A 24,769-nucleotide genomic window follows, 5' to 3' on the forward strand; every position below is an offset into this window, starting at 1 on the left:
TCCGAAACTTCAGCTTACCGGAATCAGTGACTCTGAATCCGGAAAAGGCGGCGAACTGTTAAAGAGCTGATGACTTAAACGCGACAACTACGTTGACAGACTCCGGGATCGAGACAGTACCAGAGAGCTCCTGAAGTCCTAAATCTGACTCGCTGAGCATCAGCTATTTGACCCAAACCTGCTTGGTTTCGCCGCTTTCAGCGATAGGTGGACTTGTACGTGTCTATTGATATACCTTCCCGATCAGGCATGGGAGCCTGATCAATTGAACAAACTCAAGGAGAGAGACAGTGGCCGAAATCTTTTTCTCATCCCAGTTGCGCGAAATCGAAGAGATCGTCGCCAACACAGGTTATTCCTCCGATACCTTTCGACGTGTCAACGGACTCCAGGATAACGATAAGCTGGCTCCTTTTCGCGCTTACACTCTGGATCTTGACGACCAGAACGCTGGTGCGATAGTTCGTCATTTGAATAGTATCCCTCAGGCCGAACGGGTACGACTTTCGGCCTGGTCAGCGAAATTTGGAAATGAAACGAACGCAATAGCAGAATTTTGCGCTGACAACTTTGATAGGGAAACTCTGGAATCGGTTAACGGATTAGTTGGCGCGGGAACATCGGCGGCCATGGCCAGACTTTCCAGCTTCCAGAAAGCACTTATCGACTTCCAGGAAAAGCTCCTCCGTATGCAGAGCCGAAAGAAGGCCACCAGCATCGGCGGCCCGGTTTCATATTATCTCGCAAAGCAAGAAGTCGAAGAAGCATCGAGAAATCTGCAGAAACAATTCCGAGCTGAACTCGGTTACTACGTCAATAGAAATGAGTGGCAAAAAAACAGGGGCACTGCGCTCAGCGGAGAGAAACGTGCCATAACGCTCGCCAATCGCAGGCTGCATGGAAACCCGGACCCACGACTTTTCGTAGCTGACCAGGTCCAGGCTGGTCGACTGAATACGTTCGTGAAATTTATACGGGGTCTCGGCTACACCGCGATATTTTCGGATATCTTTATACGATCTGGCAAAGTCAGAACAGCACAAGTCAATGGCGAAGACTGGCTGAAAGAGAGCGTAAAGCAAGTCACGGGTTTTGGTGTTGGTGGCGCTCTTGGAGGTTATGCAGGAGATTTGACGATAACAGCTGGAACGCGACTCGGCGGACAAGCGATGGCTGTCATGGGGAAACGCCTGGGTGGTCAACTAGCGATCAGAGCCGGCCTCGCAGCGACAGTAGGATTGTCCGCAGCCGGTCCAGTGGGCTGGGTAATACTTGGCACAGTAATGGCCGCAGGATTCTACGTGGGTTATCAAGCCAGCCAGGGCGGCGATCATGTTGGCAAATCCCTTGCGTCATTAATTTGGGACAAGAGTAGTGGTTAATCAACTCAATGAATGGCTGCTTGTTGCTAGCGGCCTCCTTTTCGTCATTCAAGGCATCTGCTGGTTGGCGTTCTCCCGCCTGACCATGGCTAGAATTGAGCGGGAAATCACGAAGAACGGAAGTCACCGCCCGGCTGGGTGGGACAGCATAGGATATCGAGCGCTATCTTATGCCCGTGCCATTGCCTTTCCTCTTGGTTTTTGGAATTCAAAAACCGACCCGTTGATTGATGTGGAAATAGTTCGACAGTTTGCAAGCCCGTTTGATCGAACTCTTAGCCGAATTTTTCTTTTCTCCGGCTACACCTTTTTGGTTGTCGTAGTTATCACAGCATTTCGCTTGGGGGCTTGGTAAAGCTATACCTGATCAGGGTTAATCTCGTTGAACACAAACCGGAGATAGCTCTGAACCCCCTTTAATATACGTGGACGAGCGCGATTAATGCCTCACTAATTTCGGGGAGAAACAATCATGGCTCAACCATTCCCTGTCAGCCGGTTTCTTGGGCGCGCACTGATCGCGCTAGCAAGAATATCCGCCGTGTTTCTTTCACTGGCCTTGCTCGCTTTTCCTTTACAAGGAGACTCAATACTGGAATTCAACCAGGGCGCTGGCGCATCAGTACTGGAAACACTTATGCATCCCTGGCTGACGATTGTATTGGGTATAGCGATGCTTGCTTATCTGGTTGCCCGTTTCAAAGTAATACCCAAACCCAACGCGCGGGTAAGTGACCTCCTATATCTGGCCATAGTGATTGGCTTGCTGGCCGGTCTCCAGGCTATTGCTTACCTTGCGGTTTTACAGGCTCCACACATTTGAGCTAAACACTCTCATGGTGATGGAGCGACGCTTGGGCAATGATCATGCGTTCAAAAAGCTCAGTAAAAATCATCTTGAACCGACGGCGTTCCAGCCTTGAACAACCGTGAAACCAATCAGGACCATTACGCTGAAAACAAGCAAAGTCGCGGCAAAATAGCCAAGCACCTTTCGGCCCAAACTACCGCACGAATACCTTTCTATCGCTGCGGTTAGCGAAAAAAAAGCCCCAAAAAAACCTGTTAAAAAGAGGAGTACTGATATCACGGTCAAGACGATTCTTTGATCAGCATTCTGTTGTGCCAACCCCCAAGACCACCCAGACATCACCATGAATATAGCTGAGGCAGAGGCACCCGAAATAGCCTCTGTGTAGATTTCCCTAAAACTCCCGCTCATATCTTGTTTCCTTACGTTGCGAGCATGTCCTTTATCAGGCATTGATCACGTCTAAACAGTTAAAAGAATACTACAAGGTCTTCCATTCCAACTATGTCGTAATCATGTTTATATCCAGGGGCGGCGGATTATTCCGTAAGTAATCGCGCGCTTCACCAACAATCTGTTCCGCCGTCTCATCCCGAGTTTTGCAACGCTCGGCCCACTCACGCCCCGGATGTAGAACGTCCCATCTAGGCCTCAACCCGGCGTGGCGACCCTTTCCAGGATCGTGGTTACCAAACCCATCGATCAATTTGTTCCAAAGCGGATCAAACTTGGCGATCAATAGCGACTCCCCCAAAGGAATCCAAATATCGTCAACAATTAGGAAGCGACAATCGAAGTCTGCGATGTCCAGGTTCCTTGCCTCCTCTATGCTACGCTTGTGCTGCATTAGACGGCTATAAAGGACCGAACCAGGCGCCGACTCCAGACTTCCTCCCTTGCGTGCACCTTTGGGAACAGCCTTGCCAACGTATATTGGCGCGGAGAAAGTCCCTCTTCGATTTCGCTCAGCGATCATTTCGTAGGCGGGAAAGTCACCCTTGTAATATATTGCGTAGATTCCTGCTCCAGAGAAACGATCAAGATTCTTCATGGAAACCACAGGCTGCCGTAACATGGCTTGGCCCACGCTTTCACCAAGATGTCGCTTATCCAACGGGTTAAACGGTACTACCTTTTTATCCGTCATGCCCTTTTCTTGACTCCTTCGCCCATCAGTCTGTTGATTTGTGTTTCCGCCAGCCTCGCTGCAACCGAAGCCGCGACAGTTCGGCCCAACGCCACAGGAACGGCGTTACCCAATTGCCGCATTGTCTCGCTCCAAGAGCCATGAAAAATGTAGCCATCCGGAAAGGTTTGCAGTCTTGCAGACTCTCTAACAGTGAAGTAACGAACGGTACCATCATCCCGGACCATCATGTTTTCCCCACCGGGCACACCGTGGTCTCCCGCTTTAAGCGTTTTCGCTGGCAGATCAAGTGGGCTGCCGGTATGGCCGGGGTATGCTCTTGCCCCACCCTGGAAACGGTGATTTCTGTACATACGGGACTCCGGCAACCGGGGGTCTGGAATATCCCGGAGGGCATCGCGTACAGTTCGCCAGGGGGCTTCCTCACTCGGTAGCAACTCCGAGGACAAACGCCGAATCCTGGATTCCAGTCTGGCGGGCATTTCTGGCCGCTCTCCAGCTGCAATCTCATGACGATCCCAATATTCACCAGTCACCCACTGTTCACGCAACAAGGAATCGAAACTATGTGTGGGCTGTGGAAAAGACCATTCCACGCCGAGATCTGCACGAAGCCCAACAATGAATACACGCTCACGTTTTTGGGGCACTCCATAATCGGCTGCATTCACAAGCGTAGGCACAACGTTGTAGGTAAGACTATTTAAGTGCAGCGCACCCGAGGTCTTTTCTTCCTGGAGTCGCTTCAAATGGTCGGGCCAAGTTTCGCCGTTCCGCCTGATCACTTCGGGGAATTCTAGTTGCAGCAGGATATACTGATAGTAGTTGGCAAAACTGGAACGGGTAAGCCCCTTCACGTTCTCGAAAATGAATGCCTTGGGTTTTAGCGTGCGCACCACGCCAACCGTAGTCGGAAACATGTCTCGCTGATCACCAAAAGCCTTGTGCTTACCCCCCATGGAGAATGGTTGGCAAGGCGGCCCCCCCGCAAGCAAATCGATATCCTCGGGAATCGCAGTCCAGTCGAACGAGCGGACATCTCCTTCCCAGATTGGCCAATCCCTAACTACCGGATACCCTCGATTCTTGTTCTCCCGCATGGTATCGCATGCCCACCTATCCCACTCCAAAACCGCCAGGGTATCGAACCCAGCCAAGGCAACACCCATAGCTAGACCACCCGCGCCAGCAAAGAGCTCAACCGATTTCATCATGCTGTTTTCCTGTCTCGTTATTCAGAAATCCCTTTAGCTTTCTTCCAACACCTTCCAGATCCCGGAGTTCACACTCCCAGACAACTAATACACTCCACCCCAATTCGCGTAGCTCTTCCTGATTCCGCCTGTCTCGTTGTTGATTCTCCTCCAACTTCTGACTCCAGAAGGTCGTTCGAGACTTTGGCAACCTTGCCAATCGGCACCCTGAATGTCGATGCCAGAAACAACCATGTACAAAAATTACCGAGCGCCGGGAGCGAAAAACCAGATCTGGACTGCCGGGAAGATCCTTGGCATGGAGACGAAAACGGTAACCCATACCGTGCACTAAGCGACGCACAACCATTTCCGGCTTTGTATTCTTGTGCCTGACGCGAGACATGCGCTCGCTGCGCTCGACAGGGGTGAGGGAATCCACCAAACCGGGTACTCCAAAAATGACTCAAGGTAACTGCAAAATATTACAGCACCAAACAATGAGAGTCTCTCCGGCAATCCGAATCACCTCCAGTTTGCTGAACGCTAGGCGACCATAGTTTTTCCATTCTCAACCGAAGCAATTAATAAGGTCCAAACTTGGCTTCCACGTAGGGAGCCATCACATTGGCGACCCGGCAGATCCTGGCATATTCCATCAGCTTGCCCGGACGGAAGGTTTTACGGGTGCGATAGAGCTCCAGCGCCTCCAGAACCACATCCACGCCGATGCGATTGCGGAATTTGAAGCAGTCCGCCAGGGTTTTCTCCGGGGTATAGACATTCAGGGTGATGCCATCCACCTCGATCTGCTCAATGCCTTCGCTAAAGGCCCGCCCGGAGAACCGGTACCCGACCACCGGTGGATAATCCAGTACCGGCAGGCGGGCACCCCGATCTACCGCCAGATGCACCTGATGGGGAATCTGCGTGGTGATGCCGTGCCAGTCCAGCGCGGAAATCAGGCAAAGAACCGCATTGGGGAAACGAGTAGCGGCGGCCACCAGATCCGGGTTTTCGATGGGCGGCAGGTCCGCCAGCCGGTAGAGACCACGGCTGACCGGCTCGATCAACCCTTCATCCCGAAGCTGATAGAACTGGTACCGACTAAAGCCCCTGGCCAGTACTTCGCTCAGGCGTAGATGGCCGCCTTGCTGACGGAACAAGGTTTGGAGTTGTTCGCGGGAGGATCGGACGAAACCGGAGTCAGACAAAATGTCACCAATTATTGATATCTGGTGACATTTTGTCTGATTGCTAGTAAGGGTTCAAGCGACGGCCTTGCCACTGGGGTGACGTTTTTTCTCTACACGCCTTCGGCCAGCCAGTAACAGCGGTTGTCGTTACAAAGTGACTACGGTCATTACGGCATCTATCGACTATGCTGCCAGTACATATTTTAACCAGCTGACGGTGTGTCACCATGGGGTGCCGAGCATTACTCATCATTTTTCTGCTGGCGAGCCCGGCCACGGCCCACGCAAGCCCGCCAGACTCGCCGCTGCGCTTTGCAATCATAGACGACGTACCCAGCACCCATCTGGCCGCACACTTACTGAGTGTCGCTTACGAGGATCTGAGCCTCAGCATCACCACCGAGAAGCTACCCTCCCGGCGGGCTCTTTTGACAGCGGACATGGGCGAGGTGGACGGTGACCTGTTCCGGATTGCCAGCGTTGGCGACCAGTACCCGAACCTGGTTGGCGTGCCTTACCCGTTGCTTGAGGGGCAACTTGATGCGGTTACCGGCAACCCCGACCTTATCGGCCTGCAAAGCCTGGACGAGATAGATACCACCAGACTTCGGGTGACCGTAAGGCGGGGCGTGATCATTGCTGAACAGACCGCTGAAGCGCTCGACATGGTGCCGGTTCGCGCCGACCGTTATGACCAGATGCGCGCCCTGCTCGAATGGCAGCGGGTAGATCTGGCCTTGGTATCCGATATTGAAGGCTTTTCGCCTTTGCATGACCCTTCCTGGGACCCTTTTTATGTATTCCCCGAACCAGCCGCCCGCTTCCAGTTGTTTCACTACCTCCACCGGCAACATGCCGAGTTGGTCGTGCCCCTGGCCGCAGCACTGGAGAAGCTTGATCGCAGCGGCGAGCGAGCACAAATTACGTCCAGATACCAAACGTTACCCAACGAATTGTGACTGAGTTCTATACTATTTGATGTACTAGCAATATCGCTTCACTCCTCCAAACCAGAGCGTGGTTTCCGCCATGGCTGATACGCCGTCAAACCTGCCAAAGGACCTGCCGCCACAGGAGCTGTCAGCCCGCCTTGAGCAGGCGAACCGGCAGTTGCATCAGTCCGAGAAGATGGCAGCCATTGGTCAGCTGGCGGCGGGGGTGGCCCACGAGATCAACAATCCTGTGGGTTATGTCTACTCCAACCTGCAAACCCTGGAGCATTATCTGTCGGACCTGTTCCGGCTGACCGACGCAGTGGAGAGTGCGGCCTCCCTCGAAGACCTCCATCAGATCCGCAAGAGTATTGATTACGAGTTCCTGCGGGGGGATCTTGAGGATCTGCTGTCGGAATCCCGGGAAGGTATCGAGCGGGTGAAGACCATCATCGCCGCCATGAAGGACTTCTCCCATACGGAGGAGGAGGAAGAGTTCCGCTACGCAGACCTGCACCGGGGCATTGAGACCACCCTCAACGTGGTGAACAACGAACTCAAGTACAAGGCCGCGATTGTGCGGGACTTCGGTGACCTGCCGGAAGTGCTGTGTATCGCGTCCCAGATCAACCAGGTCATCATGAACCTGCTGGTGAACGCCGCCCACGCCATCGAGAATACCGGCACCATTACCATTCGCACCCGCAGTGAAGGGGACCATGTCACGCTGGAGTTCGAAGACACCGGCAAGGGTATCGAGCCGGCAGACCTGTCCCGCATCTTCAACCCGTTCTTCACCACCAAGCCGGTGGGCAAGGGTACTGGCCTGGGGTTATCCCTATCGTTCAATATTATAGAAAAACACCACGGCCAGATCACCGCCGCGAGCACCCCTGGCCAGGGCACCATCTTCAGGATCCGGTTGCCGGTGAACCAGCCGGGCAGCCCTGACGATGACTGAGGAGATTCACGAGGCATCCATGACCGAGAAGCTGCCCGACGATCTTCGAATACTGCTCGTGGACGACGAAGCCAATATCCTGCGCAGCCTGCAACGGATTCTGCGCAAGGAGCCCTACGATCTGGTGATGGCCGGCTCGGGCCAGGCCGCCATCGAAGTGCTGGAAAACCAGCGCATCGACCTGGTGATTTCCGATGCCCGTATGCCAGGTGTGGACGGCCCCACGCTGCTCAGCACCATACGGCGTCGCTGGCCCTGGGTGATCCGCATCCTGCTCACCGGCCATGCGGATATGAACTCCACCATCAAGGCCATCAACGATGGGCAGATCTACCGCTATATCGCCAAGCCCTGGGATGATGACGAGCTGAGGCTCACCATTCGCCAGGCACTGGCGTTCCAGTATTCAGAGCGGCGCCGCCTCGCCCTTGAGCGCAAGTTCCGCAAACAAAACAAGCAATTGCGCGCTCTTGCGGAAAGCCTGGAGAAAAAGGTGGATGCCCGCACTACCGAGCTGCAGGAAACCGCCGATATGCTGGACCGCACCCTGGCGGAGTTGCGCAACAGCTATGTCACCACCACCGAGGTGTTCTCCTCCCTGCTCAACCAGCGACTGCCCGGGGACCTGCAGACGAACGCAAAGGTCAGCGCCCTGGTGCGTGCCTTCGCCCAGCGCCAGGACCTGGACAGCGAGCAGACCCGCAACCTGGAGATGGCCGCAGCCCTTTATAACCTGGGCAAACTCAGTTGGTCGGACGACATGCTGCGGGCGCCCTCTGACCAGCTCACCAAGGACCAGACCGCCCTGTACCGGGCCTATCCGACGGCCGGGGAACAGCTGTTGATGACCCTGGAACCCCTGCAGGAAACCGCCCATCTCATCCGCCACCACCAGGAGCGCTGGAATGGCCGCGGTTTCCCCGACGAGCTGGAAGGCGAAGCCATTCCCATGGGCGCCCGCATCCTGCGCATGGCGGTGGATTTCATCGAGCTTCAGGCAGGGCTGATTCTCAGCCGCAAGGTCTCACGGGAAGACGCCATCAAACTGCTCCGGCGTCAGAGCGGCCGTCTCTACCAGCCAGAGCTCTGTGAAGCGTTTGCGGTCATGTGCGAGGAAAGTGCCCCGGACCTGGCCCCCACCGAGGAAGGCGTGATCGCGCTACCCACCCGAGAGCTCACCGCCGGCATGGTATTGGCGAGGGACCTTCACGCCGCATCCGGCATGTTGCTGCTTAACGAGGGCAAGCGTCTCACCAAATCCCTGATCGACAAGCTGATTGCCTTCGAGAAGGGCGAGCCGGAAGGCACCCGCTACACCCTGTTCGTCTATGACCCGGAAGAACCGGAAGAGCCACTGATGGAGGCCAGTATCCAATGAACCGCATTCTGCTGCTGGACGACGAAGCCAACATTCTCAGCGCACTCAAGCGGCTGCTGCGAGACGAGGACTGGCAGGTGGACGCCTTCACCGACGCCGAATCCGCCATCGAGGCCCTGAGCACCACGACCTACAGCGTCATCGTATCTGACTACAAGATGCCGGTGATGGACGGGGTCACCTTCCTGCAGTTTGCCCGTCAGCGGCAGCCGGATGCGATTCGCCTGATGCTTAGTGGACACGGCGACCGGCAGTCAATGATCAGCGCCATCAACCGGGCCGAAATCTACCGGTTCCTGTCCAAGCCCTGGGAGGAGTACGAGATACAGGCTGCGATACGGTCGGCGGTGGATCTTTACCAGGTCACCGTGGAAAACCGGCAGCTACTGGACCAGATCAAGCGCCAGAACGATCTGCTTCGCCGGCGGGAAGAGGAATTGCTTCGCCTTGAAGAGGATAACCCTGGCATTACCCGGGTGCGCCGGGATCAGGATGGTTCCATCGTTATTGACGACCAGCTCTGAGCGCTGCTATGGCTGATTTTATTCCCGAGGAAAACCGGCTCAATCTGAAGGTGGTGTTCTATGGCCCGGCCCTGAGTGGCAAGACCACCAACCTGATGCAGCTGCACAGCCAGCTGGCGCCGGAACGCATGGGGGAGCTGATGGTGCTGGAAACCCGGGACGACCGCACCCTGTTCTTTGACATGCTGCCGATCGGCCTGAAAGGCGGCCATGGTCTGGACCTGCGCCTGAAACTCTACACCGTACCCGGTCAGGTACAGCATGACAGTACCCGCAAGGCCGTGCTGTCCCGGGCCGACGGAATCGTGTTCGTGGCGGACTCCCAGCGTAACCAGCAGGACAACAACGCCATCGCCTTTGGCAACCTGGAGGAGAACCTGGAGAAAGTCGGGCTGGACATCGAGACCCTGCCCATCGTCATCCAGTTCAACAAGCGCGACATGGACGGCATCGTCGCCGAGGAAGAACTCCAGCAGCGCTGGGCCGAGACCCCCTGGTCACCCCTGCAGATGGCCAGTGCCCTCAACGGTACGGGCGTCGTGGAGTCGTTCCGGGAACTGCTGGACCGGTTGTACACCGTGTCCGACCCGGAATTCAGGCTATCGCAGGATCACGGTATTGATCGAACCACCTTCGTGGACCGGCTCAGTGCGAGGGGCAACGATGCGACATTTTGAAGATGACCCCGGCCTTGCCGACCTGCTGGATCCGGCGCAGGTGGACCGGCTGGCGTCCAACCTGGCCCGCCTGGGGCTGGGTCAGGTGCAGCTGAGTGCCGAAAGGCGGGAAGGTGCCGTACCGGTGGAGTTCAACCTGGAAACCATTGGCTGGCTCAGCGCGGATTGTGACAGCAACACGCTGAAGGCCACCGCTGACCTGGTCGCCTTCATTCTGTTTTTTGTCGCCAAGTATCGCCTGGCCGCCAATATCCACCATGACGCCACCGAGGCGGGCTACGCCGAGCTGCAACGCAAGCACGAGGCCCTCCAGGAATCTGAATCGCGGTACCGGGCACTCTCGGGCCAGCTGCAGGAGCGGGTCAAGGAGCAGGTCGCCACCATCCAGAAGGCCCAGCAGGAACTCTACGAAAGCGCCAAGACCCGATCGGTGGGTCAACTGGCGGCGGGTATTGCCCACGAGATCAACAACCCTATCGGGTTCATCAAGAGCAACCTGAAAGTGGCGGGCGACTACCTGGATGAGCTGCAAACCAAGCTGCCGGACAACGACGAGACCCGTGAACTAATGGACGACTTCCGGGACCTGCTGGCCGAATCCCTGGATGGCTCCACCCGCATCGCCGCCATCGTGTCGGACCTGAAGACGTTCTCCAGTATCGATCATGCGGATTACACCCACTGCAACGTCAACGATCTTCTCAAGGCCTCCCTGCACATGTTGCGGACCAGTCACAGCAGCCGCACGCTGAACATCGACCAGCGCCTTGGCGAGATACCGGAAATCCCCGGTAACCCGGCGCGCCTCTCGGAGGCCTTCTACAATGTTCTGGACAACGCAGCCAGGGCCATCGATGAAGATGGCCGGATCATCGTGAAGACGGCCACCGACAACAGTGGCAACGTCGCCGTGGTGATCCAGGATAACGGTTGCGGCATCACCGAATCGACACAGGACCAGGTGTTCGATCCGTTCTTCACCAGTCGCCCGGTCGGGTCCGGCACCGGCCTCGGGCTGACGGTGACACAGGATACGATCCGGGCCCACAAGGGTCTGGTCCGGCTGGAAAGCCGCGAGGGCACCGGTACCCGGGTCACCATGCTGCTGCCACACGCTTCCTAACCCGACCAGGATCACCATGGCCAAACGTTACGCATCCCTTTTTACCGGCGAGAGACAGAGCGAGGACGACGCAACCGCCGATAGCGGCACGCGCCAGCCCTACCGCCTGTTGCTGGTGGATGACGAGCCCAACATCCTGTCCGCCCTGAAACGGGTGTTCAAGCGGGAGAACTATGAGCTGTTGTTCGCCAGGAACGCCGCCGAGGCCCTGAAGGTTCTTGAGCAGCAGCCGGTCGAGCTGATCATGACCGACTTCATGATGCCTGGCATGAATGGTAGTGAGCTGCTGCGCACCGTACGTGAACACTGGCCCCATACCATCCGCATCATGCTCACTGGCCACGCCAACACCGATGCGGTGATGGGTTCCATCAAGGACGGCGCGGTGTACCGGTTCATCCTCAAGCCCTGGAACGATGACGACCTGCGCCTGACCATTGCCCTGGCCCTGGAGCAGTACGAGCTGATCCAGAAAACCCAACAACTGGAACAGCAGAACCGGAAACAGAACAAGGATCTGGAAACCATCGCCAAGCTGGGCGCCACCAACCGCAGTCAGCTTGCAATCATGCTGCACAAGAAGGGCTGGCTGAACCCCCAGCAGATCCAGCAACTGCACCGGGAAATGCAGAACCAGAAGGCACCCGTGGTCCGCCAGCTGCTGAAGCATGACTGGGTGGATTTCCACAAGGTGCGGGATCTGCTGCGGGACGAACTGATGTTCGAGGAAATCGACCTGCGTGAGTTCCAGGTCGACCCCAACCTGCTGTCACTGATCCCCCAGTCGGTCTGCCTGCGCCAGCTGGTCCTGCCGTTGCGGGTCCAGGGCAAGCGCCTGCGCCTGGCCATGGTGGACCCCATGGACGTCAACCTGATCGACGAGCTGGGTTTCATGAGCGGCTACACCATCCACCCCCTGCTGGTGGAAGCGGGCCAGATGCAGGCCAAGCTCAACGAGATCTTCGGGGAACAGACCGAGGATGTTAACGAGCTGACCACCAGGGTGGGCACCGATGACCCCTATGAGGGCATCGAGATTGTACTGGACGACGAGGACAGCGAAAGCCTGGAGCAACTGCTGGGCAGCTCCGAGGAGCCGCCGGCCATTCGCCTGGTCAACGGCATTGTCCTGGAAGCCCTGCGACTGGGTGCCAGCGATATCCATATTCACCCCCGCACCAAGTCGCTGGTGGTGCGTTATCGCATCGACGGGGTGCTGCAGGACAAGATCCACATACCCACCAACCTGCTGATGTCGGTGGTGTCCCGCATCAAGGTGATGGCGGAAATGGACATCACAGAGCGCCGCCGCCCCCAGGATGGTCGCATCACGGTCAAGACCCCCATGCGCATCGTCGACCTGCGCATTTCCACCCTGCCCACCATCAACGGCGAGAAGGTGGTCATGCGGGTGCTGGAGCGGCAGTCCTCCGCCCAGTCCCTGGAGCAACTGGGGCTGTCCGATCACAACCGCAAGCGGCTGGTCCACGTGGTGGGCAAGCCTCAGGGCATTATCCTGGCCACCGGCCCCACCGGCAGCGGCAAGACCACCACGCTGTATGCCCTGCTGCAGCACAATGCCACGCCAGAGCGCAATTACGTCACCATTGAGGACCCGGTGGAGTTCCATGTGGACATGGCCGGGCAGGTACCGGTGAAGGACCGCATCGGGCTGGATTTTGCCACCGTACTGCGGGCCATCCTGCGACAGGACCCGGATGTGATCCTGCTGGGGGAGATCCGCGACGAGGAAACCGCCGATGTAGCCTTCCACGCCGCCATGACCGGCCACCTGGTGTATTCCACCCTGCACACCAGCTCCGCCGCCGGCACCGTGGCGCGACTGCTGGACCTGGACCTGAAGCCCTTCGTACTGGCCTCGGCCCTGGAAGCCATCATCGCCCAGCGCCTGGTGCGCCGCATCTGCACCCATTGCCGGGAAGAGGTAGAGCCACCGCAGGAGATCCTGGAGCAGCTGGGGCCCCGTTTCAGCCAGCCGTCCATGACCTTCTTCCGGGGCAAGGGATGCGAACGCTGCCACAAGGGTTACCATGGCCGGGTGGCGCTGCATGAGGTGCTTACCATGAACCAAAAACTGCGCATTGCCATTACCGAGGGTGCCAGCGCCATGCAGATCGAGACCATTGCCCAGGAACAGGGTATGAAAGTACTGCTGGATGACGGCCTGGAGAAGCTGGAAGCGGGACTGACAACCGCTGAGGAAATTCTGCGGGTGCTTGGCCCCCAGGAGCTCCATGACTGAGCTGACCAATCGCGAGGCCCTGAGCTGGTCGCTGATGTTCGCTCTGGGCCTTTGCCTGGCGGGACTGGGCGTGGCCCTGTCCGCTAACCTGGTGCTGGCTATAATCCACGCCCAGCCAGAGACCGTTTACCCGGTTGGCGGCCCCATGGCCGGCCTGGCCGGTGGCCTCTGCCTGGCGCTGGCATTCTCCTCAAGGCGTCTGAGTCGGCTGATGGCCTCTATGTTGCTGGGTCTGGCCGCACTGCTGATGCCACTGGCTTTGGCCAACACCGCGCTGGTGGAACTGGATATGCCACGGGTGGGCGTACTGCCGGGCTTGCCTGTGGCGATCGCCACGCTCTGCCTGGGTTATATACTGGCGACCCTGGCCTCGGTACCTTCTTCCTCCATCCGGATCATTGCCGGCCTGACTGTGGCGTCGGGTCTGGTGAACCTGTTCCCGGCCAATATCGGCCTGCCGCTGTGGGCCCGGCTCACCCTGCTGCCGGATCTCAACCCCGCTACAGCAATTTTCCTGATCATCGGCGGGGGTGTACTACTCAAAGTTCCTCGCCTGTATCAAGACAGTTTTCATGAGTTCCGGCGCCCCGTGCTGTGGGTTGGCGTACTCGGTGTTGCCATCACCGTGATCAGTTGGTACCTGGCCAGCATGGCCCTGGAGCTGTCCCCCGAGATGAACCAGAGCCTCTCCTCAGAGGGCCAGCGGTTGGGGGGCAGCGTTATCCATTACCTGACGGAAACCCTGATCCTGTTCGGCGGACTCGCCCTCACCGTGCTGATTATGGTGAACCGGCTGTTCGGTGCCATGGCAATAGCCCAGAACCACCACCTGCGCCAGGTCAACGATCAGTTGCAGGACCACCTGACACGGGAACAGGACCTGCGGGAAACCAACGAGCGCATCATCAATTTCAGCAGCGACCTGCTCTGCATCATCGACCGCAAGGGCATCTTCCGCTTTGTCAGCCCGTCCAGCAGACGAATCCTGGGCTATGCGCCATCGGAAATGGAGGGGCGTTCCGCCCGCGACTTCGTGGTGGAAGAGGACTGGGACGCCAGCCATAAGGCCGCCAATCAGCTCCGTGCCCGCGAGCCCCTGGATGCCCCACAGCTTCGCAACCGCTACCGCCACCGGGATGGCCACCTGGTGACCCTGGACTGGAAAGCGAGGACGCCGTCAGCAGACGGCACCATGTTCTGCGTCGGCCGGGACATGACGGCAGAACTGAAGGCCGAGGAACTGGCCCAGCAACGGGAAGCGTTCTTCTCCCTGACACCGGAAATGTTCTGTATCGTCGCCGACAACTATTTTCTGGAGGTCAATCAGGCTTTCCTGACAACCCTGGGGTATACCCGCAGCGACCTGCTGGGCAGGCCTTACCTGGACATTATTCACCCTGACTATCACGACCAGGTCATTCAGGCGGTTGCCAAACTGATTCGCGGTGCGACCATCTACGAGCTGGAAATACTGGTTCTGCATCAAAAGGGCATACAGCGTTGGCTGCGGCTCAACGCCTCCATGCATGACCAGCGCATCTATTGTTCCGCACGCGACATTACCCGCGAAAAGGAAGTACAGAAGGAACTCAGAGAGAAGGAGCACCTGCTCAGCATGGCCGAACATATCGGCCGCCTCGGCGGGTGGATGGTGGACAGGGTCTCCGGAAAATCCATCTGGTCCGATGCGGTGTGCGAAATCCACGACCTCCCCCCAGGAGAGGCCCCAGACGTGAACGCGGCCATCCTCTACTACACACCGGAGTACCGCCCTCGGGTTGAGGACGCCATTCGCGTGGCAAGTGAGCTGGGCCTGCCCTTCGATTACGAGGCCCGTATTGAGACCGCCAAGGGACGTTCACGCTGGGTCCGGGTCATTGGCGAGGCGGTTCGCGACCAGAACGGTGAGATCATCACGCTGCAGGGGGCACTCCAGGATATCACCGCCAGCAAGGAGGCCAGTGACCAGATCCGACGCCTGGCCGAACGCCAGTCACGGATCTTCGAGAGCATTACCGATGGCTTCTTCACCCTGGACCGCGAGTGGCGTTTTACCTTCATGAACGCCAAAAGTGAACAGCTGCTGCAAAGGTCCCGCAATGAGCTGTTGGGGGACAGCCTGTGGGAAGCTTTCCCCGAGGCCATCGGCACAGAATTCGATGACCAGTACCGGCATGCCATGGCAACCGGCGAGACCACATCCTTTGAAGCCTATTTTGAACCTCTCAGCCTCTGGTGCGACGTCAAAACCTACCCATCAGAAGAGGGGCTCGCGATCTACTTCAACAGCATCAACGAACGCAAGCAGGCGGAACAGGAACTGGAGGCCACCATGGCCGAACTGGAGCGGAGCAACCGGGAACTCCAGGATTTCGCCTTTGTCGCCTCCCATGACCTGCAGGAACCCCTGCGCAAGATCCAGACCTTCAGTGACCGGCTGTTGCGAGACCCGGCTCACCTTGACGAGCGGGAACAGGACTACCTGCAGCGGATGCAGGCCGCAGCCAAACGCATGCAGACGCTGATCATGGACCTGCTTTCCTACTCGCGGGTATCCACCCGGGCACAGCCATTCCAGAGCTGTGACCTGAACCGGATAACGGCAGAAGTACTACAGGACCTGGAGTTCGCCATCAGCGCCGCTGACGCCCACATCGAGATATCCCCACTGCCAACGGTGGAGGGCGACCCCTCGCAACTGCGACAGGTCATCCAGAATCTGCTCAGCAACGCCGTAAAATTCCGGCGCCCGGACGTGAAGCCGGAAATACTCGTCTATCCTGACAACGTCACTGATCGAGGCTGGACGCTGGTGATAGAGGACAATGGCACCGGTTTCGACCCCAGCTACGCGGACCGCCTGTTTCAGCCTTTCCAGAGACTGCACAGCAAGAATGACTATGCGGGCACGGGCATCGGTCTGGCCATTGTCAGGAAAATCGTGGAACGTCACCAGGGCACCATCATAGCCGATGGCCGGCCCGGCGAAGGTGCAATCTTCCGGATTCATTTCACCAACTCTCACACTCGCTCCGGCCAGGCCAGGGAGAGTCGTCAATCATGACCCACAGTTCACCCATACGCATATTCGTAGCCGATGATGACCCCGACGACCGCCTGCTGATCCGGGATGCGTTTCTGGAAAGCAGCGACTTCCTATACCTGACGTTCTTCGAAGACGGCGAAGGCATCATGTCCGGCCTGACCACATCCAGCCGCGGCGCCCTGCCACAGCTGATCCTGCTGGACCTGAACATGCCAGGCAAGAACGGTCGCGATATCATCGCCGAACTGAAGGCCGATTCGTCCCTGCGGGGCATTCCCATTGTCATCCTGACCACATCGAGGAACGAGGAGGATATCGCCGCCTGTTATGACCTCGGCGCCAGCTCCTACATTGTCAAACCCGTCAGTTATGAAGAGCTGCTGGAAATCACCCGGTCACTGACCCACTACTGGACAAAAATCACAACACTGCCAGGGCAATCAGAGTCTTATGTCTGAAAATGAAACCCGCCTGCGCGTCCTGCTGATTGAAGATGACGAGGACGATGTACTGATAACCCGCGATCTGCTTGAGGAAGGCAGCGCCATGCCGTTCGATCTTGACTGGATCGACAATGCCGACGACGGCATACGGGCACTGCGGGAAAATCTGCATGATGTGGCTCTGGTGGACTATCGCCTGGGGCCGGAGTCAGGCATCGACCTGATCCGCCAGGCCCAGCAGGAAGGTATCAGCACGCCGCTTATTCTGCTCACCGGCCAGGGGGATTACGATCTGGACCTCCGGGCGGTGGAAATCGGGGCGGCCGATTACCTGGTCAAGGGGCTGGTGGACGCCCAGTCACTGATCCGCAGTATCCGTTATGCCATTGACCGCTCCCTGGCGGTTACCGGCCTGCTCCAGAGTGAAGCCCGTTACCGGTTGCTGTTCAACAGCAACCCCGTGGCCATGATGCTGGCCGAGCCGGATACCCGTCAGGTGGTGTCCATCAACGAGGCTGCCCAGACCCTGTACGGCATGGGCCCGGAACACGCAAGCCACCTTAACCTGTCCGACCTGGTCAGCCCGCATGAACAATCCGGAGGGCTGCCACGTGTGCTCAGTTCCGAAGGCCTGTTTGCCCAGCCGGGCAGCCGGCTTGAGGTCCATCGTCGCCTGGACGGCAGCGAGCTTTACGTGGAAGTCCGCCATCAGGCCATGTACCTGAATCAGCGCCAGCTTGATCTGGTCATGGTGGTGGATGTCACGGAACGTATCGAAAGCAGTCGTGAATTACGGTTGATGAAACGGGGCATCGAGTCCAGTTCCAACGGCATCATTATTGCCGATGCCCTTGAGCCGGATATGCCCATCGTCTATGTGAATCCGGCTTTCGAATCCATAACCGGTTACCAGGCAAAGGAGAGCATCGGCCGCAATTGCCGGTTCCTGCAGAAAGGTGCTGAAGACGATGAGACCAACCGGCAAGCCCTCGAGGAGATTCACCAGGGCCTTCAGCAGGAGCGGGAAGTCAGCGTGGTACTGCGAAACTACCGCAAGGACGGCACGCCCTTCTGGAACGATCTCTTTATTGCCCCGATACGGGACAGTGCCGGCGATGTCACCCACTTCATCGGCATACAGAACGACATCTCCGAGAAAAAATCGGCGGAGACCAAACTGGCCTATAACGCCAGTCACGACGTGCTCACCGGCCTGCCCAATCGGTCACTGCTGGAGGATCGCCTGATTCAGGCCTGTCAGATGGCCAGGCGCTATGGTCGAAAGGTGGGCGTGCTGTTCTTTGATCTGGACGGTTTCAAACCGGTCAATGATTCCCTGGGCCACCGGGTGGGCGACCAGTTGCTGGTGGAAATCGCCTCACGTCTCAAACGGGGCATCCGCAGTGGTGACACGGTTGCCAGGGGCAGCGGTGACGAATTCATTGTGGTGCTCCCGGACCTGGCCCATGGCGATGATGTCATCAAGGTCGTGGAGCACTTGCTGCAGGCCGTGGCCGCCCCCTACCAGCTTCAGGACAGGAGTGTGCAACTGACCGCCAGTGCCGGCATTGCACTGGATGACGGATCCATTGACGACCCCATGGTGCTGGTCCAGCAGGCCGATCTGGCCATGTACCGGGCCAAGCAGCAGGGCCGTAATACCTATCAGTGGTTTGCCTCCGACCTGAACGTGGAAGCCAACGAACGGGTCGAGCTGCGCAATGATCTGCAAAGGGCGCTTGAGCAGGAGCAGCTTGAAGTGTTCTACCAACCCATGGTGGAAAGCCGCACCGGCAAGATCCGGGGTTCTGAAGCGCTGATTCGCTGGCATCATCCCGTCCGCGGCCTGATGTCACCTATCCAGTTCATCCCCCTGGCGGAGGATACCGGCCAGATCATCGAACTTGGCCGGTGGGTATTGCAGCAGGCCTGCCGGGATGCGGTAAGGCTTCTGGGCCTGGGTTACCGGGACCACCGCATATCAGTCAATGTGTCGCCGGTACAGTTGCGGCAGGCCGGGTTTGTTGACCTGGTGACCGAGACCCTGCGCCAGACCGGCCTGGCGCCGGAACTGCTGGATCTGGAAATTGTGGAGTCGGCCATCCTCTACGATACCGAACAGGTGGTCGACAGACTGCGCAAACTGCGCGAGCTGGGTGTGGGCATCGCCATTGATGATTTCGGCACCGGCTTTTCCAGCCTCAGCTACCTGAAGATCATGCCGGTCACCAAGATCAAGATTGACCGGGCCTTCATCAAGGACGTTATCAGCAACCGCAGCGATGCCGCCATTACCCAGGGCATCCTGTCCATGGCCCACCACCTTTCCCTGGATGTGGTCGCCGAGGGCGTGGAAACCAATGCCCATGCCGCGTTCCTGCGCAAGAACAACTGCCAGTTGTTACAGGGTTACCTGTTCGCCAGACCGATGCCCTTCCAGAATATGCTGGAGTTCCTGACCACCCAGGCGGTCGCGAATGCCCCCCATGGCACTGACGACAGCTCTGATGGCAAGCCCACGCTGTTATTGCTGGATGACGAGGCCAATATTCTCAGGGCGCTTTCCCGGGTACTCCGCCGTGACGGTTACCGCATCCTGTCCACCACCAGCATCAACGAAGCCTTCGAGCTGCTGGCGGCCAACAACGTGCAGGTCATCGTCTCGGACCAACGTATGCCCGATATGTCCGGCACCGAGTTCCTCAGCCAGGTCAAGGATATATACCCGGACACTGTCCGCATCGTGCTGTCCGGCTACACCGACCTGAAATCGGTGACCGACGCGATCAACCAGGGCTCCATCTACAAGTTCCTGACCAAGCCCTGGGACGATCAGCACATCCGCGACCACATCCGACAGGCGTTTGTGTATTACGGTGCCTCCAAGGAATGAGGCACCGTCCGTTCCACCCGGTCAGGTGATATCAGACTGAAACCCGCCATCACCGTCTTGCGGCTGTACCGGGCCGCCAGGCTTTCCAGGTGAAGCGCCCGACGGCCGGGAAAGAAACGGAACCAGTTAACATTTTGGAACGGTTACCCACGCTCGGCATGAGTAATATAGCGACTCTTTCTGATTATCAAATACCTAACTAATGGATAGATCGCTATGTTCAGACAGTTGCGTGTCGGCCTGCGCCTGACGCTCGCCTTTGGATTTCTCGTACTGCTGCTGGCTGGCCTGGGCGGATTTTCGCTCTACCAGACCAACGCCCTCAAGCAGGAACTGCAGGACGTCACGGACCACCGGGCACCCGCCATCATGACGGTCAACCGGATGAACGAACTGTTCCAGCGCACCCGCATCCACACCGAAGCCATGATCGGCGCCAGCAGCATGGCTACCCGGGCACCCCTGATCGGCCGCCTGGTGGACACCCGGGACAAGCTCGACAAGACCCAGGCAGTGTACGAGGACATGGTTCGTAGTGCTCAGAACCGCGAACTCTATACCAGGTTCAAGGACATCGAGGCCCGTTTCTGGGAGGCCCATAGTAATGTCATCCGGTACGCCGAGAGGGGCCAGGCAGACCGGGCACGGCAGGTTCGCGATGATGAGCTGGAGCCGGTTACCGATGAAATGAGCGCTGCCCTGAATGCCTTGCTGGAACTGCAGAGTGTGCGCGTGGAACAGGCCTCAGAAGAAGCTGACCGCAAGGCTGCCAACGTTCGCAACGGCGTGATCGTCGCTGTACTGATAGCCATTGCGCTGACCCTGGTCATGGCACTGTTGATCACCCGATCCATAGCACTCCCCGTGCGCCATGCACTCGACGTTGCCCGCACCATCGCCGGCGGTAACCTGAATGCCCGCATTGATACCCGTGGCCGCGATGAAATGACCGAGCTGATGCAGGCGGTCGCCGAGATGCAGGACAACCTGCGCGACACCATCAGCACCATTACCGCTTCATCGGAACAACTGGCTACCACCTCCGGCCAGCTCAACTCGGTGACCGAGGAATCCAGCCGCAGCATGAACCGGCAGAGCGAGGAACTCGACCAGGCCGCCACCGCCGTCAACGAGATGACCACAGCCATCGACGACGTGGCCCGGAACGCCAATGCAGCGGCGGACTCTTCCCGCGAAGCGGACCAGCAGTCCCAGGCCGGTCGTGAAAAAGTGCAGGACACGGTCATGGCCATGGAAGGGCTCGCCGACAATATCAACAGTACCGTCCAGTATATCGAGGAACTGGCGACCAAGGCCGGCGATATCGGCAGCGTTCTGGATGTGATCCGGGAGATTGCCGACCAGACCAACCTGCTGGCCCTGAATGCGGCCATTGAAGCCGCCCGGGCTGGTCAGGCCGGTCGTGGCTTTGCCGTGGTAGCTGACGAGGTCCGCAGTCTGGCCCAACGCACCCAGGATTCCACTACCGAGATCGAGAACATGATCTCCGCAGTGCAGACTGGCAGCGAGAACGCCCGCAAGGCCATGGCCCGCAGCTCGGAACGTTCTGGCGAATCGCTGTCGATTGCCCGTGAAGCGGGCGATGCCCTGGCCCGGATTGCCCGGGCCGTGGCAGACATTAACGACCGCAACGCCAGTATCGCCAGCGGTGCCGAAGAGCAGGCCCAGGTGGCCCGGGACGTGGACCGGAACCTGACCAATATTCGCGACCTGGCTGCCCGGTCCGCCACCGGTGCCAACCAGACCCGCTCCTCCAGTGAAGAACTCTCGCGCCTGGCTGAAGGCATGTCCGAGCTGGTTCGCAAGTTCTCGCTCTGATCGATCAGGCCCGGAACCCGGATCGAACGGGTGACAAACCCGGCTGTCCGGGTACACTTGGGGGCAATCACAACAACAGGAGCCTTCATGAGCGACAAACCCCTGGAATACCGCTTTCGGGTCCGCTATGCGGAATGTGATGCCCAGCAGGTGGTGTTCAATGCCCGCTATGCCGATTACGTGGATATCACCATCAATGAATACATCCGGGCACTGTTCGGCCACTACCAGAACATGCTGGACCGGGGCCTGGACATGCAAGTGGTCAGCATGACCCTGAACTGGTCGGCGCCCGCCCGTTTCGACGATGTCCTCTGCGGTCGGGTGACAGTGAAACATCTGGGCAATACCTCATTTACCCTGGCCATCGATTTCGTCCGTTATCCGGATGATGAACCCATTGCCCGGGCCGATGTGGTCTACGTGGTAGTGGACGCTGAAACCCTGGGCAAGAAACCCATTCCCGATGACCTGAGGGACAGGATGGTCACCGCCGGTCGCGGCACTGTTGTCAGCCATGCCGGGGAATAGCCAGACCCAGCCGGCCCAGAGCCTGGTCCGGGTTGCTCCCGGCGTTCTGGTTGTGGGCAAACCACTACCCTGGCCGGTATTCGACAGCTACGGCGAGGTGTTGCTGTCTCAGGGCTATGTGATCCAGAGCGACGCCCAGCTGGAACAGCTCTACAAACGGGGCATGTTCTACCCTCGCCAGGCCGAAAACCCTGATGAGGAGGTGCAGGAAGAGGTTGCGGAAGGCGAGCGTAATCCGTTCGCCGACTACCGGGCACTGCTGAAGACCCTGAACCGCACCTACGAGGCCATCTCCCATCGCGATCCAGAGGCGCGCCTGAAGCTGTTGGGCCTGGCGCGACTGATCGACCGCATATGCCGGGAAGCACCGGAACCGTCCCTGGCGCTGGTCCACCTGTATTCCGTAGAGCCCACGGCAACCGAGCAGTCCCTGTTCTACGCCATTGTCTGCCATTTCGCCGGCCGGGAACTGGCTATGGACGAAGGCCGCATCGTCGTGCTGATGGCGGCCGCCCTGTCTGCCAACCTGGCGCTGATGCCCATTCTCGACAAGCTCAATGCGTCCAGCCACGCCCTCAGCGACCAGCAGCGCTCGATCATCCACCGCCATCCCCAACTGGCCGCCCGGGCACTGCATGACGCCGGCATCGAGAACCGCCTGTTGCTGAAAATCGTCATGCAGCACCACGAACGCTCCGACGGCAGCGGCTATCCCGAGCGGCTGACTGGCGACCAGATCCTGCCGGAGGCCCATGTCATGGCACTGGCGGAACACTATGTCGCCCTGATCAGCCGCCGCGGCTATCGTCCCCGGTTCAGCATTCCACAGGCTCGCAAGGCCCTTTCCGATGCCGCCAACGAAAGCCCGCGACCGGCCCTGTTCCGGGCACTGCTCAACGCCCTGACGCCTTATCCTCCCGGCGCCCTGGTACGACTGGCCAGCAATGAAATCGCCGTGATCACCCACCGGCCGGAACAGTTGCAGGGTCACCGTGCCAAGGCCATTACCGATCCTCGCGGCAACGCCTATACCGAAGGACTTGAACGGAATACTGATTTGCTGGAGTTCAACATCCGTACTGTGGAAGTGGTCGACATGATGCCACCCATGGATTTCCAGGCCCTGTGGGACTATCAGGACTAGTGTCCCGTGCGGTTAATTCGCTGACCTACTGAGCCACTGAGAGCCTTGAGAGCAAGGCGCGATGGCGAAGGTTTGGTGGTTCCAAATCGAGTCAGCGCAACACAGCTATCAAGGCTCTCAGTGGCTCCCGAAGGGCGCGACGCTGGGGCCTCTGGCCGGTGTTGCCAGCCCTTGATGTGGAACCACCACACCCGCAGACTGGCGCCTTGGCCAGAGGCCCCAGCGTCACGCAGTAGGTCAGCGAATTAACCGCACGGGACACTGGCACCCGAATCCATACCCCCAAAAAAATCGAGGAAACCCTCATGAAAGCAATCGCGCTGAACAACCAGACCCTGAACTGGACCGACCACCCGGACCTGCCGGAGCCGGCCGCCGACGAAGTCGCCATTGATGTAGCCTGGGCAGGCATGAACCGGGCCGACCTGATGCAGAGCAAGGGCGCCTATCCGCCGCCCCCGGGTGCATCTGAGATCCTTGGGCTGGAAGTCAGCGGTCGGGTTGCGGCCGTTGGCGAGAACGTCTCGCACCTGGAACCCGGTGACGAGGTATGCGCCCTGCTCACCGGCGGTGGTTACGCCAGCCGCGTCAACGTGCCCTCCGCACAGGTACTGCCGGTGCCCGCCGGACTGACCCTGAAGCAGGCTGCAGCGCTGCCGGAGGTCTTTGCCACCGCCTGGATGAACCTGTACATGGTTGCCGGCGTGAAACCGGAAGAGCGTGTTCTGGTCCATGCCGCCGCCAGCGGCCTGGGCACCGCCACCATCCAGCTGGCGGTTGCCATGGGCAACCCGGTCTTTGCTACCGCTGGCAGCGATGACAAGCTCGCCGTCTGCCGCACCCTGGGCGCTACCGGCACCTGGAATCGGCATAATGGTTCCTTCGCCGAGGCGGTCAAGGACTGGGGCGGGGCTGACATGGTGCTGGACCCGGTCGGCGGCGACTACATTGCCGAGAACCAGAAATGCCTCAATGTGGAAGGCCGGATCGTGCTCATTGGCCTGATGGGCGGCACGGACGCCAAACTGAGTACTGTGGCCATGCTGCGAAAGCGCCAGCGGGTGATGGGCTCCACCCTCAGGGCACAGCCTGTCAGCGTGAAGGGCGAGGTCATGGATGCCCTTTACGAGCACGTCTGGCCGAGGCTGGCCAGTGGTGAGATCAAACCCGTGATCGACCGGACCTGGCCGATCGAGGAGGCCAATGAGGCCATGACCTACCTGGCCAGCAACGAAAGCACCGGTAAGGTGTTGCTGGCGGTCAATCCCTGACCGCCATGCACTGCG

General features: G+C 58.7%; 22 protein-coding genes. 17 read left to right on the forward strand and 5 right to left on the reverse strand.

Annotation, left to right across the window (positions count from 1 at the left end; all coding sequences use genetic code 11):
- Positions 1-290 precede the first annotated feature (290 nt).
- The 3 genes from ACFOZ5_RS00005 to ACFOZ5_RS00015 all read left to right on the forward strand — a co-directional run bounded on the left by ACFOZ5_RS00005 (position 291) and on the right by ACFOZ5_RS00015 (position 2,205).
- The gene (locus tag ACFOZ5_RS00005; RefSeq protein ID WP_379884502.1) at positions 291-1,382 is read left to right on the forward strand and encodes a hypothetical protein; all 1,092 of its coding nucleotides are present in this window, start codon (positions 291-293) and stop codon (positions 1,380-1,382) included.
- Positions 1,375-1,737 (forward strand): hypothetical protein, encoded by a 363-nt coding sequence (locus ACFOZ5_RS00010; RefSeq protein WP_379884504.1) that lies wholly within the window; start codon positions 1,375-1,377, stop codon positions 1,735-1,737. The genes ACFOZ5_RS00005 and ACFOZ5_RS00010 overlap by 8 nt, the downstream gene beginning before the upstream one ends.
- A gap of 117 nt (positions 1,738-1,854) precedes the next feature.
- Positions 1,855-2,205: a hypothetical protein gene (locus ACFOZ5_RS00015; protein ID WP_379884506.1), complete on the forward strand. Its 351-nt coding sequence runs from the start codon at positions 1,855-1,857 to the stop codon at positions 2,203-2,205.
- Between the two features lie 69 nt (positions 2,206-2,274).
- Here ACFOZ5_RS00015 and ACFOZ5_RS00020 read toward each other — a convergent pair whose 3' ends face one another.
- The 5 genes from ACFOZ5_RS00020 to ACFOZ5_RS00040 all read right to left on the reverse strand — a co-directional run bounded on the left by ACFOZ5_RS00020 (position 2,275) and on the right by ACFOZ5_RS00040 (position 5,747).
- Positions 2,275-2,604 carry a hypothetical protein gene (locus tag ACFOZ5_RS00020; RefSeq protein ID WP_379884508.1) on the reverse strand — a complete coding sequence of 110 codons (330 nt, stop codon included), beginning with the start codon at positions 2,602-2,604 and terminating at the stop codon, positions 2,275-2,277.
- 91 nt (positions 2,605-2,695) lie between these two features.
- Entirely contained in the window at positions 2,696-3,340 is a 645-nt protein-coding gene (locus ACFOZ5_RS00025) for an Eco29kI family restriction endonuclease (protein WP_379884510.1), read from the reverse strand.
- Positions 3,337-4,554, reverse strand: a complete 1,218-nt coding sequence (locus ACFOZ5_RS00030) for a DNA cytosine methyltransferase (protein WP_379884512.1) — start codon at positions 4,552-4,554, stop codon at positions 3,337-3,339. Before ACFOZ5_RS00030 ends, ACFOZ5_RS00025 begins: the two co-directional genes overlap by 4 nt.
- The gene (locus tag ACFOZ5_RS00035; protein ID WP_379885402.1) at positions 4,538-4,975 is read right to left on the reverse strand and encodes a very short patch repair endonuclease; all 438 of its coding nucleotides are present in this window, start codon (positions 4,973-4,975) and stop codon (positions 4,538-4,540) included. The genes ACFOZ5_RS00030 and ACFOZ5_RS00035 overlap by 17 nt, the downstream gene beginning before the upstream one ends.
- A gap of 142 nt (positions 4,976-5,117) precedes the next feature.
- Positions 5,118-5,747 carry a type IV toxin-antitoxin system AbiEi family antitoxin domain-containing protein gene (locus ACFOZ5_RS00040; RefSeq protein ID WP_379884514.1) on the reverse strand — a complete coding sequence of 210 codons (630 nt, stop codon included), beginning with the start codon at positions 5,745-5,747 and terminating at the stop codon, positions 5,118-5,120.
- A 209-nt stretch (positions 5,748-5,956) separates the two neighbouring features.
- Between ACFOZ5_RS00040 and ACFOZ5_RS00045 the strand changes: the two genes are divergently transcribed.
- From ACFOZ5_RS00045 to ACFOZ5_RS00110, 14 genes are all read left to right on the forward strand, one after another.
- Complete coding sequence (locus ACFOZ5_RS00045) at positions 5,957-6,688, forward strand: hypothetical protein (protein ID WP_379884516.1); 732 nt, start codon at positions 5,957-5,959, stop codon at positions 6,686-6,688.
- 70 nt (positions 6,689-6,758) lie between these two features.
- Positions 6,759-7,622: an ATP-binding protein gene (locus ACFOZ5_RS00050; RefSeq protein WP_379884518.1), complete on the forward strand. Its 864-nt coding sequence runs from the start codon at positions 6,759-6,761 to the stop codon at positions 7,620-7,622.
- Positions 7,623-7,641: 19 nt separating this feature from the next.
- Positions 7,642-9,000, forward strand: a complete 1,359-nt coding sequence (locus tag ACFOZ5_RS00055) for an HD domain-containing phosphohydrolase (RefSeq protein WP_379885403.1) — start codon at positions 7,642-7,644, stop codon at positions 8,998-9,000.
- On the forward strand, positions 8,997-9,524 hold the full coding sequence (locus ACFOZ5_RS00060) for a response regulator (protein ID WP_379884519.1): 528 nt from the start codon (positions 8,997-8,999) through the stop codon (positions 9,522-9,524). Before ACFOZ5_RS00055 ends, ACFOZ5_RS00060 begins: the two co-directional genes overlap by 4 nt.
- Positions 9,525-9,532: 8 nt before the next feature.
- On the forward strand, positions 9,533-10,201 hold the full coding sequence (locus tag ACFOZ5_RS00065; RefSeq protein WP_379884521.1) for a GTP-binding protein: 669 nt from the start codon (positions 9,533-9,535) through the stop codon (positions 10,199-10,201).
- Positions 10,188-11,324 carry a sensor histidine kinase gene (locus tag ACFOZ5_RS00070; protein ID WP_379884523.1) on the forward strand — a complete coding sequence of 379 codons (1,137 nt, stop codon included), beginning with the start codon at positions 10,188-10,190 and terminating at the stop codon, positions 11,322-11,324. The genes ACFOZ5_RS00065 and ACFOZ5_RS00070 overlap by 14 nt, the downstream gene beginning before the upstream one ends.
- A 16-nt stretch (positions 11,325-11,340) precedes the next feature.
- On the forward strand, positions 11,341-13,587 hold the full coding sequence (locus ACFOZ5_RS00075) for an ATPase, T2SS/T4P/T4SS family (protein WP_379884525.1): 2,247 nt from the start codon (positions 11,341-11,343) through the stop codon (positions 13,585-13,587).
- The gene (locus ACFOZ5_RS00080; protein ID WP_379884527.1) at positions 13,580-16,651 is read left to right on the forward strand and encodes a PAS domain-containing sensor histidine kinase; all 3,072 of its coding nucleotides are present in this window, start codon (positions 13,580-13,582) and stop codon (positions 16,649-16,651) included. The genes ACFOZ5_RS00075 and ACFOZ5_RS00080 overlap by 8 nt, the downstream gene beginning before the upstream one ends.
- Positions 16,648-17,091 (forward strand): response regulator, encoded by a 444-nt coding sequence (locus ACFOZ5_RS00085; protein WP_379884529.1) that lies wholly within the window; start codon positions 16,648-16,650, stop codon positions 17,089-17,091. The genes ACFOZ5_RS00080 and ACFOZ5_RS00085 overlap by 4 nt, the downstream gene beginning before the upstream one ends.
- A complete protein-coding gene (locus ACFOZ5_RS00090) occupies positions 17,084-19,969 on the forward strand; it encodes an EAL domain-containing protein (protein ID WP_379884531.1) in 2,886 nt (961 codons plus the stop codon). The genes ACFOZ5_RS00085 and ACFOZ5_RS00090 overlap by 8 nt, the downstream gene beginning before the upstream one ends.
- Positions 19,970-20,185: 216 nt before the next feature.
- Positions 20,186-21,808: a methyl-accepting chemotaxis protein gene (locus tag ACFOZ5_RS00095; RefSeq protein ID WP_379884533.1), complete on the forward strand. Its 1,623-nt coding sequence runs from the start codon at positions 20,186-20,188 to the stop codon at positions 21,806-21,808.
- An 87-nt stretch (positions 21,809-21,895) separates the two neighbouring features.
- Positions 21,896-22,339 carry an acyl-CoA thioesterase gene (locus ACFOZ5_RS00100; protein WP_379884535.1) on the forward strand — a complete coding sequence of 148 codons (444 nt, stop codon included), beginning with the start codon at positions 21,896-21,898 and terminating at the stop codon, positions 22,337-22,339.
- Complete coding sequence (locus tag ACFOZ5_RS00105; protein ID WP_379884537.1) at positions 22,326-23,483, forward strand: HD-GYP domain-containing protein; 1,158 nt, start codon at positions 22,326-22,328, stop codon at positions 23,481-23,483. The genes ACFOZ5_RS00100 and ACFOZ5_RS00105 overlap by 14 nt, the downstream gene beginning before the upstream one ends.
- Positions 23,484-23,788: 305 nt before the next feature.
- Positions 23,789-24,754 carry an NAD(P)H-quinone oxidoreductase gene (locus ACFOZ5_RS00110; protein WP_379884539.1) on the forward strand — a complete coding sequence of 322 codons (966 nt, stop codon included), beginning with the start codon at positions 23,789-23,791 and terminating at the stop codon, positions 24,752-24,754.
- The last annotated feature ends 15 nt before the right edge of the window (positions 24,755-24,769 follow it).

It is taken from the genome of Marinobacter lacisalsi (assembly GCF_042651045.1).
In the GTDB taxonomy this organism is placed as follows: domain Bacteria; phylum Pseudomonadota; class Gammaproteobacteria; order Pseudomonadales; family Oleiphilaceae; genus Marinobacter; species Marinobacter lacisalsi.